Annotated in this window: 16 protein-coding genes and 1 riboswitch; of the genes, 6 read left to right on the top strand and 10 right to left on the bottom strand. The window is 74.6% G+C overall.

Annotated features, from left to right (window positions below; translation table 11 throughout):
- Positions 1-8: 8 nt before the first annotated feature.
- Positions 9-824: a hypothetical protein gene (locus tag ACIA8O_RS07320; protein ID WP_396292583.1), complete on the top strand. Its 816-nt coding sequence runs from the start codon at positions 9-11 to the stop codon at positions 822-824.
- Positions 825-834: 10 nt separating this feature from the next.
- Positions 835-1,167 (top strand): antibiotic biosynthesis monooxygenase family protein, encoded by a 333-nt coding sequence (locus ACIA8O_RS07315; protein ID WP_396292582.1) that lies wholly within the window; start codon positions 835-837, stop codon positions 1,165-1,167.
- Between the two features lie 78 nt (positions 1,168-1,245).
- Here the strand turns inward: ACIA8O_RS07315 and ACIA8O_RS07310 are convergent, their stop codons facing one another.
- From ACIA8O_RS07310 to ACIA8O_RS07275, 8 genes are all read right to left on the bottom strand, one after another.
- Positions 1,246-1,731 (bottom strand): hypothetical protein, encoded by a 486-nt coding sequence (locus ACIA8O_RS07310; RefSeq protein WP_396292581.1) that lies wholly within the window; start codon positions 1,729-1,731, stop codon positions 1,246-1,248.
- Positions 1,728-2,054, bottom strand: coding sequence for a plasmid mobilization protein (locus ACIA8O_RS07305; RefSeq protein WP_396292580.1), 327 nt, complete (start codon positions 2,052-2,054; stop codon positions 1,728-1,730). The genes ACIA8O_RS07310 and ACIA8O_RS07305 overlap by 4 nt, the downstream gene beginning before the upstream one ends.
- A gap of 111 nt (positions 2,055-2,165) precedes the next feature.
- A complete protein-coding gene (locus ACIA8O_RS07300) occupies positions 2,166-2,948 on the bottom strand; it encodes a hypothetical protein (protein ID WP_396292579.1) in 783 nt (260 codons plus the stop codon).
- A 30-nt stretch (positions 2,949-2,978) separates the two neighbouring features.
- Entirely contained in the window at positions 2,979-3,824 is an 846-nt protein-coding gene (locus ACIA8O_RS07295) for an ECF transporter S component (RefSeq protein ID WP_396292578.1), read from the bottom strand.
- Complete coding sequence (locus ACIA8O_RS07290) at positions 3,821-5,437, bottom strand: ABC transporter ATP-binding protein (protein ID WP_396292577.1); 1,617 nt, start codon at positions 5,435-5,437, stop codon at positions 3,821-3,823. Before ACIA8O_RS07290 ends, ACIA8O_RS07295 begins: the two co-directional genes overlap by 4 nt.
- Complete coding sequence (locus ACIA8O_RS07285; protein WP_396292576.1) at positions 5,434-6,546, bottom strand: energy-coupling factor transporter transmembrane component T; 1,113 nt, start codon at positions 6,544-6,546, stop codon at positions 5,434-5,436. Before ACIA8O_RS07285 ends, ACIA8O_RS07290 begins: the two co-directional genes overlap by 4 nt.
- Positions 6,547-6,585: 39 nt before the next feature.
- Complete coding sequence (locus ACIA8O_RS07280; protein WP_396292575.1) at positions 6,586-7,314, bottom strand: SCO2322 family protein; 729 nt, start codon at positions 7,312-7,314, stop codon at positions 6,586-6,588.
- The gene (locus ACIA8O_RS07275) at positions 7,311-8,726 is read right to left on the bottom strand and encodes a prenyltransferase/squalene oxidase repeat-containing protein (RefSeq protein WP_396292574.1); all 1,416 of its coding nucleotides are present in this window, start codon (positions 8,724-8,726) and stop codon (positions 7,311-7,313) included. The genes ACIA8O_RS07280 and ACIA8O_RS07275 overlap by 4 nt, the downstream gene beginning before the upstream one ends.
- 45 nt (positions 8,727-8,771) lie before the next feature.
- Positions 8,772-8,891: riboswitch (cobalamin riboswitch) on the bottom strand.
- A gap of 104 nt (positions 8,892-8,995) precedes the next feature.
- On the opposite strand from ACIA8O_RS07275, the gene ACIA8O_RS07270 reads away from it, so the two are divergent.
- Positions 8,996-10,456: an aldehyde dehydrogenase gene (locus ACIA8O_RS07270; RefSeq protein ID WP_396292573.1), complete on the top strand. Its 1,461-nt coding sequence runs from the start codon at positions 8,996-8,998 to the stop codon at positions 10,454-10,456.
- Positions 10,457-10,471: 15 nt separating this feature from the next.
- Here the strand turns inward: ACIA8O_RS07270 and ACIA8O_RS07265 are convergent, their stop codons facing one another.
- Positions 10,472-11,062 carry a TetR family transcriptional regulator gene (locus tag ACIA8O_RS07265; protein ID WP_345285020.1) on the bottom strand — a complete coding sequence of 197 codons (591 nt, stop codon included), beginning with the start codon at positions 11,060-11,062 and terminating at the stop codon, positions 10,472-10,474.
- A gap of 308 nt (positions 11,063-11,370) precedes the next feature.
- Here ACIA8O_RS07265 and ACIA8O_RS07260 point away from each other — a divergent pair, with 308 nt between their 5' ends.
- The 3 genes from ACIA8O_RS07260 to ACIA8O_RS07250 all read left to right on the top strand — a co-directional run bounded on the left by ACIA8O_RS07260 (position 11,371) and on the right by ACIA8O_RS07250 (position 14,552).
- A complete protein-coding gene (locus ACIA8O_RS07260; protein WP_396292572.1) occupies positions 11,371-12,690 on the top strand; it encodes a glycosyltransferase family 4 protein in 1,320 nt (439 codons plus the stop codon).
- Between the two features lie 72 nt (positions 12,691-12,762).
- Positions 12,763-13,497, top strand: coding sequence for a class I SAM-dependent methyltransferase (locus tag ACIA8O_RS07255; RefSeq protein ID WP_396292571.1), 735 nt, complete (start codon positions 12,763-12,765; stop codon positions 13,495-13,497).
- A complete protein-coding gene (locus ACIA8O_RS07250) occupies positions 13,494-14,552 on the top strand; it encodes a prenyltransferase (protein WP_396292570.1) in 1,059 nt (352 codons plus the stop codon). Before ACIA8O_RS07255 ends, ACIA8O_RS07250 begins: the two co-directional genes overlap by 4 nt.
- A 164-nt stretch (positions 14,553-14,716) precedes the next feature.
- Here ACIA8O_RS07250 and ACIA8O_RS07245 read toward each other — a convergent pair whose 3' ends face one another.
- Positions 14,717-15,700 carry a hypothetical protein gene (locus ACIA8O_RS07245; RefSeq protein WP_396292569.1) on the bottom strand — a complete coding sequence of 328 codons (984 nt, stop codon included), beginning with the start codon at positions 15,698-15,700 and terminating at the stop codon, positions 14,717-14,719.
- Between the last annotated feature and the right edge of the window lie 12 nt (positions 15,701-15,712).

Raw genomic sequence — 15,712 nt, 5'->3', positions numbered from 1 at the left:
ATCCGGCCATGGCACTTGGCGAGGAGATCGAGATCGAGATCGTGATGGTCGACGAGGCCGACGGTCTTCCGGTGGGCTCCACCGACTACCCGGCCGAGGAGCTCCCCGAGCACCTCGAGGCGGGCGCGCGGATCGGCATCGACGGCGTCCACTGGGAGGTGGTCCGGGCCGCCCCGTCCGCCCGGGCGGAGGTGATCGCCGCCGGCCGCACCGTCCTGACGGTCCGTCGGGTCGACACGGCCGACCCGCGGCAGATCGGCTACACCCTCCCGACGATCTGCGCCGAACTGCCCCTGCTGTCGCCCGCGGCGGGCGGTGGCGGCGAGGACCTGGTCATCCACGAGGACGACTGGCGGCAGACCGAACTGGTCGAACGCCGCCTGCTGGCCGGTGTGGAGGCGGAACTGCGCGCCGTCCGGCGGATCCGGGACGAGTGCTCCCACCGGGTCGGCGACGAGGACACGGCGTCCTGGGGCTTCCGCGAGATCCACCTGCGACGGGGCCCGGTCGAACCCCTGGTCGGCGCCCTCTCCCTGGACCGGCTGTACGAACTCCTCCCCGTCTCCCGCACCTACACCGGCGTCTCCCTGCGCGACGGCCAGGGCCGGGTGGCCGGTTCCTTCGCCCTCGAAGTCGCGGGCGGGGCCGGGCCGGTCACGCTCTACGGCCGCTGCTTCGGCGAACGGGTGGCGGCCCTGGCCCTCCGCGCCGAGGTGGCGCCGGACGCCGTCCCGGGGCTGGCCCGGCTGATGGCGGAGCACGACCTGCTGCTGGTCGACTGGTGCACGGGACGGTGCACGGGCCCGGACGGCTCGGCCCCGTAAGGTGGATGGCATGTCTGTCGTGAAGATCAACGTGTTGACGGTGCCCGCCGAGATGCGGGAGACGCTGGAGCAGCGCTTCGCCTCGCGGGCCGGCTCGGTCGAGGGCTCGGACGGCTTCGAGTGGTTCGAGCTGCTCCGCCCGGTCGAGGGCAGCGACCGCTACCTCGTCTACACCCGCTGGGCCAGCGAGGAGCACTACCAGGCCTGGGCCGACGGCCCGGCCCGCGCCGCCCACGGCGGTGGCAGCGCCCCGCAGGGCGGCGAGCAGCCCCGCCCGGCCGCCACCGGCGCCGAGCTCTGGTCCTTCGAGGTCGTCCAGTCGGCGGGCCCCAAGTCCGCCTGAAACCAAGCGGGTTGATCCCACCGGCCCCGGTGCGCCCCACGGCGTGCCGGGGCCTTCGCGTGCCGGAGTAGCCCCGGGTCAGACGGGGATGACCTGTACGTCCTGGGCGTTGAGCGCCAGGAGATAGGCGGTCAGGTCGGCGGGGTCACTGGTGAAGACGGCGGCACTGCCGTGGCGGGCCGCTGTGAGCGCCACCAGGGCGTCGGCCGCGTCGGGGCGCTTCTTGGCGGGCAGGTCGGCCGCGCCGAGAATGCTGCCGATGCGTTGCCGGTCCGTCAGATCGGGCCCGGTGGCGCAGGTGATGCAGGTGGTCTGGCCGACCGGTGTGGGGCGCATGGCGGGTGACGAACTGCGGGCCTGGGGCACCGTGCAGTCCTTGAGCGCGATGGCCAGGCTGTGGACGAGTGCGGGGGCCGGGCGCCAGACCTGAGCCAGGACGGGGCCGAGCACCACCGCGCGGTGGGGCGTGTCCTTGAGGCGGGTGTGCAGCGCGACCGCCTTGGGCTTGCGGTCCGCGAGGGCGATCAGCATTCCGGTGTCGTAGACCGGGACCCGTACGGTCACGCGGCATGGCCCGACTGGGTGGCCGACGGGTCGGTGCCGTAGACCAGTGCCATGGCCTCCTCGACCTCTCGCCGTTCCTCCTCCGTCAGGTCGTCGGGCGTGACCTCGGGGAGGGCCGGGAGCGAGTCGGCAGCCGCGTTGGCGGCGGCGATCTCGGAGTCGATGCGCGCGAACTGGGCCTCGGCGGCCTCCACTTCGGCCATCTGCCGGGTGGCCGCGTTGACGAGGTAGGCGGAGACGTCCATGCCCGCGCGCTCGGCGTGCTGCCTTATCCGTTCCGCGTGCTCCTCGTCGAGGCTGATGCTGATCCGGGTCTTGGCCATGCACGCATTGTATGACGCGTATTACGGCCGGAGAAGGAGGCGGCCGCCGCTCGCCTACCGGTGGGCTCCCAGCCCGAGCGGGCGGGGAGGGTGCCTGGGCTCCGGCGGGGGTCAGGCGTCCTTCACCGTCTCCGTGCGGAGGACGGTCACGGTCGAGGGGCGGGAGAGGTCGAGGCCGGCGAGGTGCTTCTTGAGGCGCTTGGCCATGGGGAGGAAGGTGGCGAGGGTGAGGCCGCCGGAGATGACCGCTCCGACCAGGGGGATGGCCTTGGAGACGCCCTTGGCGAAGGTCTGCTTGGTCATCTCGATGCCGAGGTAGCCGGCGACCTTCTTCACCATGGGGTAGATGACGCCCTTGGTGAGGGCCTGCTTCGGGAGCGTCTTGGCGACCTGTTCCGAGATCAGGCCGGCGACCTTGCCGACGGCGGTGTTGGCGGACTGGACGCCGAACATCACGCCGACGAAGAGGGTGAGCACCCCCTTGGTGGCGTCGTCGGGCTCGTCGCCGGAGAAGAGGTCGGGCCAGCTGTAGAGGTAGGCGAGCTTCTGCGCGATCCGCAGCACGTGGCCGAAGTACTGGGCCAGGTCGGCCGGGACGGTCGCCGCGATGAAGAGCAGGCCGGGCGCTCCGGCGGCCGCGGAGAGGGCGCTGACCTTGGCGGTCTCGTAGCGGATGGAGTCGGTGGCCACCTTGTCGAGGAGGTCGAGGGGTATGCCCGCCGCCGCGGGGGTCTCCTCGATCGCGTGGGCTATCTGCTCCTCGGGGCAGTGGCGGGACAGTGCCTGGCGGAGGTAGGCCTCCCGGTTGATGCGCACGCCCGGGAGGGCTGCCGCGTGTGCCAGCACGGTGGCGAAGCGCAGTTCCGGGTTCTCGGTCAGCTTGTTCGAGGCCATGGCCAGAACCTACCGGTAGTTGAGTGGGCGTCAGGGGTGGTTCTCGAAGGTGGCCGGGGTGGCGAAGGCGGCGCGGCGGGTGGCCCGGCGGAGGGTGCGCAGGACGGGGGCTCCGATGGTGAGGCAGAGGGTGGCGGTGAGGGCGGCGCGGGGGATGTCCCAGCCGAGGGAGGTGGTGAGGCAGTAGGCGAGGAAGTGGGTGAGGTTGGTGAGGAGGTCGGCGTCGCGAGAGTAGGAGAGGGCCGGGGGGAAGCCCGTGCCGAGGTAGGGCCAGCCCTGGAGGTTCATGACGGTGCCGTAGGCGAGGGCGGCGAGGGCGCCGTAGCCGGCGAGCAGGGCGAGTTCGCGGCGGCCGCGGAGGGTGGCGGGGGCGGGCAGGAGGCCGGCGCCGAGGCAGACCCAGCCCATGCTGAGCATCTGGAAGGGGAGCCAGGGGCCGACCCCGGCGGTGAGCAGGGCCGAGGCGAACATGGTGAGCGAGCCGAGGACGAAGCCGAAGCCCGGGCCGAGCACCCGGCCGGAGAGCACGATCAGGAAGAACATCGGCTCCAGCCCGGCGGTGCCCGCGCCGAGCGGCCGCAGGGCGGCGCCGACGGCGGCCAGCACGCCGAGCAGGGCGACCGACTTGGCGTCCAACCCGGCCTGCCCGGTGCGGCCTTCGGAGATCTGGGCGATCACCACGCCGATCAGCAGGGGCATCAGCAGGGCGAACAGCCAGGGGGCGTCGGCGGAGTGGTAGGCCACGGTGGAGGAGGGGTCGGCGAGCAGCGGCCAGCCGAAGGCGGCCACGCCGATGACGGTGATCAGCAGGAGCAGGGCGATCGAGCGGCGGCCCAGCGGGACGGGGCGGTCGAGGGAGGGGGTGGGGGAGGTCACGAGCGGGACTCCGCGAGGGCGGCGGTGACCTGGGGGACCGTCAGCCAGGGGAGCGGGGCGAGCACCTTGGCGACCTGGGGGGCGAAGGCGGGGGAGGAGACCACGACCTCGGCGCTCGGCCCGTCCGCGACGATCTCGCCGTCGGCCAGGATGACGGTGCGGTGGGCGAGTTCGGCGGCCAGCTCCACGTCGTGGGTGGCGAGCAGGACGGCGTGGCCGTCGGCGGCCAGTTCGCGCAGCACGGTGACCAGGCGGGCCTTGGCGGCGTAGTCGAGGCCGCGGGTGGGCTCGTCCAGCAGCAGGAGCGGGGGGCGGGAGGTGAGGACCACGGCCAGGGCGAGGGTGAGCCGCTGGCCCTCGGAGAGGTCGCGCGGGTGCAGGGCGTCGTCGATCCCGGGCAGCAGCCGGGCCACCAGGGCGCGGCAACTGCCGGGCTCCGCACCGGAGTCGGCGTCGGCCCCGGCGCACTCGGCGGCCACCGTCTCGGCGTAGAGCAGGTCGCGCGGGTCCTGCGGGACGAGGCCGACGTGGCGGATGAGTTCGCGGGGCTTGGCCTTGTGCGGGGCGGTGGCCAGCTCGCCGAGGCGGACGGTGCCGGAGTCGGGGCGGTGCAGGCCGGTGAGGGTGGCGAGCAGGGTGGACTTGCCCGCGCCGTTGCGGCCCATCAGGGCGGTGATCTCCCCGGTGGCCAGGGTGAGCCGGAGCCCGCGGAGGACCGGGTTCGGACCGCGCCGGACGACCAGGCGGTCGGCGGTGGCGACGGTGGGGCCCGGCACGGCGGACGGGGCGGGCGGGGTCCGGCCCTCCAGGGCGGCGCGCAGCGGGGCGGCCTTGCGGCGGGCGTCCCGGACGGTCAGCGGCAGCGGGCTCCAGCCGGCCGCGCGGCCGAGGCCGACCACCGGCGGGTGGACCGGGGAGACGGCCATCACGGCGGCCGGCTCGTCCAGCAGGGGAGGGGAGTCGGGGGAGAGCAGCAGCACCTGGTCGGCGTACTGGACCACCCGTTCCAGGCGGTGCTCGGTGAGCAGCACGGTGGTGCCGAGGTCGTGCACCAGGCGTTGCAGCACGGCGAGCACCTCCTCGGCGGCGCCGGGGTCCAGTGCGGAGGTCGGCTCGTCCAGCACCAGGACGCGGGGGTGGGCGGTGAGCACGGAGCCGATGGCGACGCGCTGCTGCTGGCCGCCGGAGAGGGCGGAGAGCGGGCGGTCGCGCAGTTCGGCCAGGCCCAGCAGGTCGAGGGTCTCCTCGACCCGGCGGCGCATCACCTCGGGGGCCAGGCCCAGGGACTCCATGCCGTAGGCGAGTTCGTCCTCCACCGTGTCGGTGACGAAGTGCGCCAGCGGGTCCTGGCCCACCGTGCCGACCACGTCGGCGAGTTCGCGCGGCCGGTGCTCCCGGGTGTCCCGGCCGGCCACGGTGACCCGGCCGGTCAGCACGCCGCCGGTGAAGTGCGGGACCAGGCCGCTCACGGTGCCCAGCAGGGTGGACTTGCCGACCCCGGAGGGGCCGACCACCAGGCAGAGTTCGCCCTCGGGGACGGTCAGGCTCACCTCGCGCAGCACCGGGGCGGCGGCGTCCTGGTAGCGGACGGAGACCTGGTCGAAGGTGATCACGGCTGCCTCGGGGAGGACGTAGGGAGAGGAGCGGGGGCGACGAAGGCGGGGAGCAGGCCGAGCAGGACGGCGAGCGCGGGGAGGACCGGCAGGGAGGGCCAACTCGGCGGCACCACGGTCGGGTTGAGGGCGGCCGGGTCGTGCAGCGAGAACAGCACCAGCAGGCCGGCCACGGCGGCACCGGAGCCCGCCACCGCCCACTCCCGCCAGGCCCACGGGTCCGGCCGGTAGCGGGTGCGGACGGAGCGGCGGCCGCCGAGCGCCAGCCCGGCGCCGGCGGCCAGCAGGCCGATCACCAGGACGGGCAGTGCCCAGCCGCCGCCGTCCGCGCTGAGCAGCCCGTAGCAGGCGGCGCAGACGCCGATCAGGCCGAGCAGGGTCAGTGCGGCGGTGGCCCGGGCGATCCGGGGCGGTACGTCGGCGGTGCGGCCGAAGCCCCGGCTGTCCATCGCGGCGGCCAGGCTGACGGAGCGTTCGAGCGCGCTCTCCAGCACCGGCAGGCCGACGCTGAGCAGCGCCTTGACCCCCTTGTCCGACTGGCCGCGCAGCCGCCGTGCGGTGCGCACCCGTTGGACGTCGGCGACCAGGTTCGGCGCGAAGGTCATCGCCACCACGGCGGCCACGCCCGCCTCGTAGAGCGCGCCGGGCAGGGTGCGCAGCAGGCGGGACGGGCTGGCCAGCGAGTTGGCCGCGCCGACGCAGATCAGCAGGGTGGCCAGCCGCAGGCTCTGGTAGAGCGAGAAGAGCAGCGCCTCCAGCGTCACCCGGCCGCCGATCCGCACGCCCTGCGCCCAGGCGGGGAGCGGGAGTTGGGGCAGGGTCAGGACGACGTGGGTGCCGCCGACGGCGGAGCCGAGCAGCACGGTGAAGACCAGCCGGATCGCCAGCACCACCAGCGCGAGGCGCAGGAAGGTCCCGTAGGAGCGGGCCCACGGCTCGGTGGAGCGGCGGACGGCGACCACGTACCCGGCGACGGCGACGACCAGCAGGAGCAGCAGCGGGTTGGTGGTCCGGGAGGCCGCCGCACCGAGGCCGAGCGCCCAGAGCCACCACGCGCCGGGGTGCAGACGGCGCGGGCCGATCGCGGAGCGGGTGGTGGCTGGGGGCACGGGAGACCTTCGAGGGGTGGGAGAGGGGGTGACGGTGGGTCAGGAGCGGCGGCGGCGGGCCTGCCAGACGGCCGCCCCGGCCAGCGCGGCCACCAGGGCGGCGCCCGCGACCACGCCCAGGGCCGGGCCGCCGGAGTCCTTGCCGCCGGAGTCCTTGCCGCCGGAGTCCTTGTCGCCGGAGACGGACGCGGATCCGGCGGCGTCCACCACGTCGCCGCAACCGGCCTTCGGGTAGCCGGAGATGGCGCACAGGATGCCGGCCGCGTCGTACCGCAGCGGCGGGGCCACGGCGGCCAGCACCTCGGCGGAGGTGGCGGCGGACGGGACCGCGGCGCAGGCGGTGCGCGGCGAGGGCGCGGGCGGGGTCTCGCCGGACGGGGCGTCGGCGGCGGTGCCGAAGTCGAGCACCACGGCCACCCGCTTCCTGCCGGGCTGCGCGGGGGTGGCGGCGCAGAGCGCGGCGAAGTCCCCGGTGCCGGTGGGGCGTGCGGCGTCCTGCCCGCCGTCCGGGCTGACCGCGAAGCGCCAGCCGTCCACGGCGCCGTCCGGCGGCACGTACACGGCGGGGCCCTGCTGCTGGTACGTCCAGCCGGAGCCGGCCGCCTTCCAGAACGACCAGTAGCGGTAGCCGGTGGCGTGCGCGGGGGGCGCGGTCAGAAGGGCGAGCAGGAGGGCGGCCAGGAGGGCGAGCAGGAAGGCGAGCGGGAGGGCGAGTGCGGCGGTGGGGGCCGGGGCCGCCACCGCCGCACGGGGTCGACGGGGCGTCACTTCTGCTCGTCGCCCTTGCCGGTGCCGTTCTCGGTCTTCGCGGCGGGCTTGGCCGCGCCGCCCGGGGTGTGGGTGCCGCGCTTGCGCTGGAGGCTGAGCAGCAGGCCGCCGCCGATGCCGATCAGCAGGCCGACGCCGATCAGCCAGAACGGGGAGAAGCCGCCGTTGTCGTCGGCCTCGGTGATGGAGGAGCCGGGGGCCTTGGTGCCCTTGGGGTACTCCGAGGCGGCGGCGCTGGCGGCGGCCGGCACCGACTTGGGCGCCGGGCCGGCGTCGATCAGCAGCTGGAGGATGTTGCTGCCGCCGAAGTTCAGCGGGTCGAGCTTGGCGGCCTGGGCGGTCAGCACCAGGGTGGCGGCGGCCGAGGCGTCGGTGCCGGAGGCGCCCTTGGCGGCCCAGGCGTAGCCGTTGCCGGCCAGCCAGTCGGCGGCGCTGGCGGCCTCCTTGGGGTGCCCGGCCTGGATCAGGCTGAGCGTGGCCCAGGCGGTGGCGGTGTAGTCGGGGGTGGGGGCGGCGCCGGGGGTGGTGAGCATCAGGTGCTGGCCGTTGGCGGCCAGCTGCTCGGCCAGGTGGGCGGAGACCGCCTCGGCGGAGGCGGCGCGCGGCACCGGGCCGGAGGTGGCGGCGGAGCAGTCCAGCGGCTTGGGGGCGGCGTCCACCCGGTTGGTGTTGGTGACCGGCAGCTTGCCGCCGGCCGCGGCCAGCGCGGCCTGGGCGCTGGCCAGCCCGTTCGGGGCGAGCGAGCCGTCCGGGGCGGGCTGGTAGGCGAAGGCGCCGCGCTGGCCGACGGGGGCGGCGCAGCCGAGCTGGAACAGGGCCAGGCCGTCGTAGGCGCTCTTGCCGTCCTTGGCCACGGTGGCCGGGTCGGCGCCGACGGTGAGCAGGGCGCTGACGGCCAGTCCGGTGGAGTTGGCGTCACCGGGGTTGCCCGGGTTGTAGGCCCAACTGCCGTCCGCGTTCTGGACCTTCTTCAGCCACTCGACGCCCCGGCTGACGGAGTTCTGGTGCCCGTCCAGCTTGCTCAGCGCCTGGACGGCCATGGCGGTGGCGTTGGTGTCCTCGGCCTTCGGGTCGCAGGCGCCGGTGGTCGCGGCGGCGGCGGAGGTGTCGGCCCGGAACGAGGGCCAGCCGCCGTCCGCGCACTGCTGGCCGGTGAGCCAGTTGACCGCCTCGTCGGCGGGCACCACGCCGGAGGCGGAGAGCGCGGTGAGGGCCAGCGACTGCCGCCACACGCCGTCGTAGGTGGGGTCGCCCTTGCCGTAGACCGCGGCGGGCGCGGTGACCGGGGAGGGGGAGGCCGACGGGGTGTCCGCGAGGGCGGGGGCGGCGGTGCCGACCAGCAGGGCGGCGGTGGCCAGGGCGGCGGCGCCCGCGCGGGCGGTGGTGAGCATGGCGGTGGGTGGACCTTTCACTGAGCGGTTGTACGGCGGTCCGGCCGGACCGCCCGTGGACCTCGACGTGGCCGCTCGCTCCCGGACGGGCATTTCGACTTTCACGGCTGCGGGTCAGTGCCGGAGTCCCACCGGCTTCCCCCGACGAGGAGCGGATGAAGTTGTACCAGCGGTTCAAGACTCTAACCTTCCGGCCGTCGCGCTCCGTACCGACACGGTCTGGACGCCGCCCCTCCCCACGGACTAGAACTGGTACCAGTTTTTCGGTCCGTCGGGTGGAGGAGTCGGGGATGACCGGGGTCGTGGAGCACGGCGAGCTGTTCATCGGGGGCGTCTGGAGCGCCCCCGCGGGGGACGCGGTGATCGAGGTGGTCTCCCCGCACACCGAGCAGGTGATCGGCCGGGTTCCGCACGCCGCCGAGGCGGACGTGGACCGCGCGGTGGCCGCCGCCCGCCGGGCCTTCGACGAGGGGCCCTGGCCCCGGCTGTCGCCGGCCGAGCGGATCGCGGTGGTGCGCCGGATCAAGGACGGCCTGGCCGCCCGGGCCCGGGAGCTGGCCGAGCTGATCACCTCCCAGAACGGCTCCCCGATCTCCTGGAGCGTGCCCGCGCAGGCCCACGGACCGGTGGCGATCTGGGACTCCTACATCAAGGTGGCCGAGGCGCACCCCTTCGAGGAGCTGCGGGCCGGGGCCTTCGGCCGGGCCCTGGTGCGCAGCGAGCCGGCCGGGGTGGTGGCGGCCGTGGTGCCGTGGAACGTGCCGCAGTTCGCCGCCGCCTCCAAGCTGGCGCCCGCCCTGCTGGCCGGCTGCACCGTGGTGCTCAAGCCCTCGCCGGAGACCCCGCTGGACGCGTACGTGCTGGCCGAGGTGGTCCGCGAGGCCGGGCTGCCGGAGGGCGTGCTGAGCATCCTGCCCGCCGACCGGGAGACCGGCGCGTACCTGGTCGGCCACCCCGGCGTGGACAAGGTCTCCTTCACCGGCTCGGTGGCCGCCGGGCGGCTGGTGATGGCCAGTGCCGCCCGCACCCTGAAGAAGGTCACCCTGGAGCTCGGCGGCAAGTCCGCCGCGATCGTGCTCCCCGACGCCGACCTGGACCGCACCGTCCGCTCCCTGGTCGCCTCCGCCTACCTCAACAACGGCCAGGCCTGCATCGCCCAGACCCGGATCCTGGCCCCCGCCCCCCACTACGAGGAACTGGCCGAACGCCTCACCGCCGCCGTCGCCGCCCTCCCGGTCGGCGACCCGCTCGACCCGGCCACCGCGGTCGGCCCGCTGGTGACGGCCCGTCAGCGGCAGCGCAGCCTCGACTACATCGCGCTGGCCCAGGCGGAGGGCGCCAAGCTGCTCACCGGCGGCGGGGTGCCGGCCGGTCTGGAGCGCGGCTGGTACGTCGAGCCGACGCTGTTCGGCGACGTGGACAACGCGAGCCGGATCGCCCAGGAGGAGGTCTTCGGGCCGGTGGTCTGCCTGACGCCCTACCAGGACGAGGAGCAGGCCGTCCGGCTGGCGAACGACTCCGAGTTCGGCCTCTCCGGCAGCGTCTGGACCGCCGACGTGGAACGCGGCCTGGACGTGGCCCGCCGGATCCGCACCGGCACCTACGCGGTCAACACCTTCAACCTCGACTGCGGCGTCCCCTTCGGCGGCTACAAGCAGTCCGGCGTCGGCCGCGAGTTCGGCCCCGAGGGCTTCGCCGAGTACCTGGAGACCAAGAGCATCGTGCTGCCCAGGGGGTACACCGCGCCCTGACGGGGGCTCGGGCCGTCAGAGCGTCAGCAGGCGGGCCGCGGTGTGCAGGTCGGCGCGGACCTCGGCGAGGGAGGTGCGGCCGGAGAGCCAGGCCAGCAGGGTGGCGTGCCAGGTGTGGGCGACCACGCGCAGGGCGGCCTGCTGGGCGGGGGTGGGGGTGGGGCCCAGCTGGGCGGCGTCCAGGACGATGGCGGAGGTGACGGCGGAGACGGCGTCGACCTCGGCGCTCACCGAGCGGTCGGCGAAGGAGAGGGCGCGCACCATGGCCTCCGCGAGCCGGGGCTCGCGCTGGAGCGCGTGGAAGGCCTGGGTCAGGGTCTCGGCGACCCTGGCCGCCGGGTCGTCCCCGGTCGGGGGGTGACGGCGGACCTGTTCGTGGAGGTGCTGGAGCTGCTCCTGCATCACCGCGACCAGCAGGTGCACCTTCGAGGGGAAGTAGCGGTAGAGGGTGCCGAGCGCGACCTCCGCCGTCTCGGCCACCTCGCGCATCTGCACCGCCTCGTACCCGCCCCGGGCGGCCAGCGCGGTGGAGGCCCGCAGGATGCGGCGGCGGCGTTCGGCCTGACGGGGCGTGAGCCCGGCGCCGGGGGCGGCGGTGGTGGTCATGCGGCCCTCCCCGGGCGGATGGACGGACGTACCGGACGGGGGTGATTGAACCACGGGGCGGCAGGTGAGGACACGTCAGCGGGAAGGCGTCGGGAGAGCTATGTCACAGTGAACGCCGGGTCGGCGCGCCCCGTGGAGCAGTCAGAATGGAGCTCTCCGGCGCTGACGTACCCGTCAGTAGCAAGGTGGGGTCCGCCCGGCCGCCTCCGGGCCCGGGGCCGGGTATCTTCAAGGCCCGAACAAGCATGAAACGTGATCTACTTCCCGCCGCCCGCGCGCGGACGGAGAGTAGGGGACAGGAGCCCCGGATGACCGCGCTGCCGCCGCGACCGCTGCGCATCGCCCTGCTCTCCTACCGGGGCGACCCGTACTGCGGCGGCCAGGGCGTGTACGTGCGCCACCTCTCCCGCGAGCTGGCCCGCCTCGGCCACCACGTGGACGTGATCGGCGCCCAGCCCTACCCCGTGCTGGACGAGGTCGAGGGCCCCGGCAGCGTCCGGCTGGTGGAGCTGCCCAGCCTGGACCTGTACCGGGCCGACGACCCCTTCCGCACCCCCGCGCTCGGCGAGTACCGGAGCCTGGTGGACGTGCTGGAGGTGGCCGGGATGCGCACCGGCGGCTTCCCCGAGCCGCTCACCTTCTCGCTCCGGGCCCGGCAGTACCTGGCCGCCCACAAGGGCCGCTACGACGTGGTGCACGACAACCAGACCCTCGGCTACGGCCTGCTCGGCCTGGCCCGGCACGGCTTCCCGCTGGTCACCACCGTCCACCACCCGATCACCGTGGACCGGCAGCTGGAGATCGACGCCGCCACCACCCGGCTGGAGCGGCTCGGCAAGCGCCGCTGGTACGGCTTCGTCCGGATGCAGCGCCGGGTGGCCGCCCGGCTGGCCCACGTGATCACCGTCTCCGGCAGCTCCAAGGCCGAGATCGCCGAGCACCTGGGCACCCCGCCCGGCCGGATCGCGGTGGTGCCGATCGGTGCCGACACCCGGCTCTGGTCGCCCTCGGCGGAGATCGCCGTGGTGCCCGGACGGATCGTCACCACCTCCAGTGCGGACGTCCCGTTGAAGGGCCTGGTCCACCTGGTGGAGGCGCTGGCCAAGGTGCGGACCGAGCGCCCGGCGCACCTGGTGGTGGTCGGCAAGCCGCAGAAGGGCGAGGGCCCGGTGAGCGAGGCCGTCCGCCGCTTCGGGCTGGAGGCGCACGTCGAGTTCCGCACCGGGCTGACCGACCAGGAGCTGGTCGACCTCTACCGTTCGGCCGAGGTGGCCTGCGTGCCGTCGTTGTACGAGGGCTTCTCGCTGCCGGCCGCCGAGGCGATGGCCACCGGCACCTCGCTGGTCGCCACCACCGGCGGCGCCATCCCCGAGGTGGCGGGACCGGACGGCGAGACCTGCCTGGCGGTGCCGCCGGGCGACGCCGGGGCGCTGGCCGCCGCGCTCGGCCGGCTGCTGGACGACCCGGAGCTGCGGGCCCGCCTCGGCGCGGCCGGCCGGGAGCGGGTGCTGGCCCGGTTCACCTGGCAGCGGGCCGCCGAGCTCACCGCCGAGCAGTACCGCGCGGCGATCGCCACCGGGGTCGGGCAGCGGGCCCGGGCCGGGGCGGGCTGGCGCTACGTCGCCTGATCCGCGCGGCCGCGAGTTGACGGCCGATCACTTTCTCGTCGTACCACCGCACCAACGAATGGGAGTCCCGCAGTGCTGACCGTCGATTTCTCCCGCTTCCCGCTCGCCCCCGGCGACCGGGTGCTCGACCTGGGCTGTGGTGGGGGCCGGCACGCCTTCGAGTGTTACCGGCGCGGCGCGAACGTGGTCGCCCTGGACCAGAACGGCGAGGAGATCGCCGAGGTGCGCAAGTGGTTCGCCGCCATGGAGCAGGCCGGTGAGGCCCCGGCCGGCGCCTCGGCGGTGGCCATGGAGGGCGACGCGCTCAACCTGCCGTTCGACGACGACACCTTCGACAAGATCATCATCTCCGAGGTGATGGAGCACATCCCGGACGACAAGGGCGTGCTCGCCGAGATGGTCCGGGTGCTCAAGCCCGGCGGCCTGCTGGCCGTCACCGTGCCGCGCTACCTGCCCGAGAAGATCTGCTGGGCGCTCTCCGACGAGTACCACGAGGTCGAGGGCGGGCACATCCGGATCTACAAGGGCGACGAGCTGGTGGAGAAGGTGCGGGACGCCGGGCTGGAGCCGTACGGCCAGCACCACGCGCACGCGCTGCACTCGCCGTACTGGTGGATCAAGTGCGCGGTCGGCGTCAACAACGACAAGGCACTGCCGGTGAAGGCCTACCACCAGCTGCTGGTCTGGGACATCGTCGGGACGCCGGTGATCTCGAAGATCACCAAGGCGGCCGAGAAGGCGCTCAACCCGGTGATCGGCAAGAGCTTCGTGGTGTACGCGAGCAAGCCGCGGAAGGCGGGCGCATGACGGCCGCGATCCCCGAGGCGCTGCTGCTGGACGGCGTGCTGGACGCCCGGCAGGCCGCCGACACGGTGCGGTCCATCCTGGCGGACCAGCTGCCCGACGGCGCGATCCCGTGGTTCGGCGGCGGGCACCTGGACCCCTGGGACCACACCGAGGCCGCGATGGCCCTCGACACGGCCGGCGAGCACGCCGCCGCCGAGGCCGCCTACCGCTGGCTGGCGGGGCGTCAGAACCCGGACGGCTCGTGGTACGCCGCGTACGTGGACGGCGAGGTGACCAGCCACGCCAAGGAGACCAACTTCTGCGCCTACGTGGCGGTGGGGGTCTGGCACCACCACCTTTCGACCGGTGACGACGGTTTCCTGGAGTGGATCTGGCCGGTGGTCCGGCGGGCGCTGGACTTCACGGTCGGACTGCGGCTGCCCGGCGGGCCGATCGCCTGGCGGCAGGACGAGGACGGCACCGCGCCGGACGAGGCGCTGCTGACCGGGTCGTCCAGCATCCTGCACGCACTGCGGTGCGGGCTCGCCATCGCGGACTACCTGGAGGAGCCGCAGCCGGACTGGGAGTTGGCGGCGGGCAAGCTCCGGCACGCGATCGCCCACCACCCGGAGCGGTTCCTCGACAAGGACCGCTACTCGATGGACTGGTACTACCCGGTGCTCGGGACCGCCCTGCGCGGGGCCGAGGCGGTGGCCCGGATCGAGAAGGACTGGGAGAAGTTCGTGGTGCCCGGGCTGGGGGTGCGGTGCGTCAGCGACCGGCCCTGGGTGACGGGCGGCGAGAGTGCCGAACTCGCGCTCGCGCTCTGGGCGGTGGGCGAGTCCGACCGCGCGGTGGACATCCTGCGGTGGATCCAGCACCTGCGGCACGAGGACGGGTCCTACTGGACCGGGTACGTCTTCGAGGACGACGCGATCTGGCCCGAGGAGCGGACCACCTGGACGGCGGGGGCGCTGCTGCTCGCGGTGGCCGCACTGGGCGGGGACCACGCGACGGTCGCCGTGTTCGGCGGGGAGCAGCTCCCTGCGGGGCTGGTCGTCGAGGACTGCTGCTGAGACGTACGAGGGGCCGCTGGTAGGCGGTCACACCGGGGGCGCGGGGAACTGCGCGAAGGGGAACGGCAGCACCCGCAACTGGCTGGTGGTGGCTCAGTTGCAGGTGCTGCCGTTCCCCTTCGCGCAGTTCCCCGCGCCCCTGCGGGGCGCTCCCCGACCGGAGGTCAGCCGCGCTGGATGCCGGTCACGTCGTTGAGGAGGCCGTGGGAGCCGTCCTGGAGCTGGGCGACCAGGGCGGTGCCGCGCTGTTCGACGGCCAGGTACCAGGTGCCGGGGAGGAGTTCGCCGACCGGCGGGCCGGCGGGGTTGTCCTTGGGGGCGAGCTGGCGGGGGGCCGGGACGGCGAACCAGAACGGGGCGAAGTCGGCGACCGGGGCGGCCGCGGCCGGCGTCGGGAGTGGCGCGGTGACGGCGGGCTGGACCTGGGTGGGCTCCTGGTGGGAGGCCGGGTTGGGCAGCGGGGCGGTGGTGCCGGCGCCGCCCGGGGTCGGGTAGCCGTAGCCGCCGGGCTGCGGCTGGGCGGAGTAGCCGGGGAGGCCGCCGCCCTGGACCGGCTGGCCGGCCTGGCCCGGGGCCTGGTCGTAGCCGAACGGGGCACCCGGGGCGGGCTGGCCGACCTGGCCGGGCTGGCCGGGCTGGAAGGTGCCGCCCGGGGCGAACGGGCCGCCCGGAGCGGCCGGGGTGGCCGGCTTGTCCGTCAGCAGCGGGGCCTGGAGGGCCGGGACCAGCGGGGCGGCCGCGGCCGCACCGGCGAGCACCAGCAGGGCGAGCACGGCGAGCCAGGCGCCGAAGCTGCTGCTGACGACCTCGCCGCCGCCGGCCAGGGCCCAGAGGCCGGACCAGAGGGCGGCGAGCGAGAGCGCGGTGCCCCACTGGTCCAGGCGCAGGCCGAGGACCTGGCGTCCGGTGGCGGCCTCGCCCTGGAAGCGCTGCACGAGGATCAGGGCGGCGCCGATGATGCCCAGCAGGAAGACCGAGGGGAGCACCGGGAAGAGCGAGGTGGACCAGGCGTTCTGCGAGGAGCTGCTGCAGGCCTTGGTGCCGAGGCAGTACTCGAAGCTCCGGTACGGAAGGAAGGAGGAGATGAAGAGCAGGACGGCCGCACCTGCGACGGCGGCGTCTCCCCTGGTGAGAGCGCGCAGATTCACTAACGTTCCCCT

The organism is Kitasatospora sp. NPDC051853, from assembly GCF_044452665.1.
Taxonomy (GTDB): domain Bacteria; phylum Actinomycetota; class Actinomycetes; order Streptomycetales; family Streptomycetaceae; genus Kitasatospora.
This window is presented reverse-complemented; position numbering and strand designations above follow the sequence as displayed.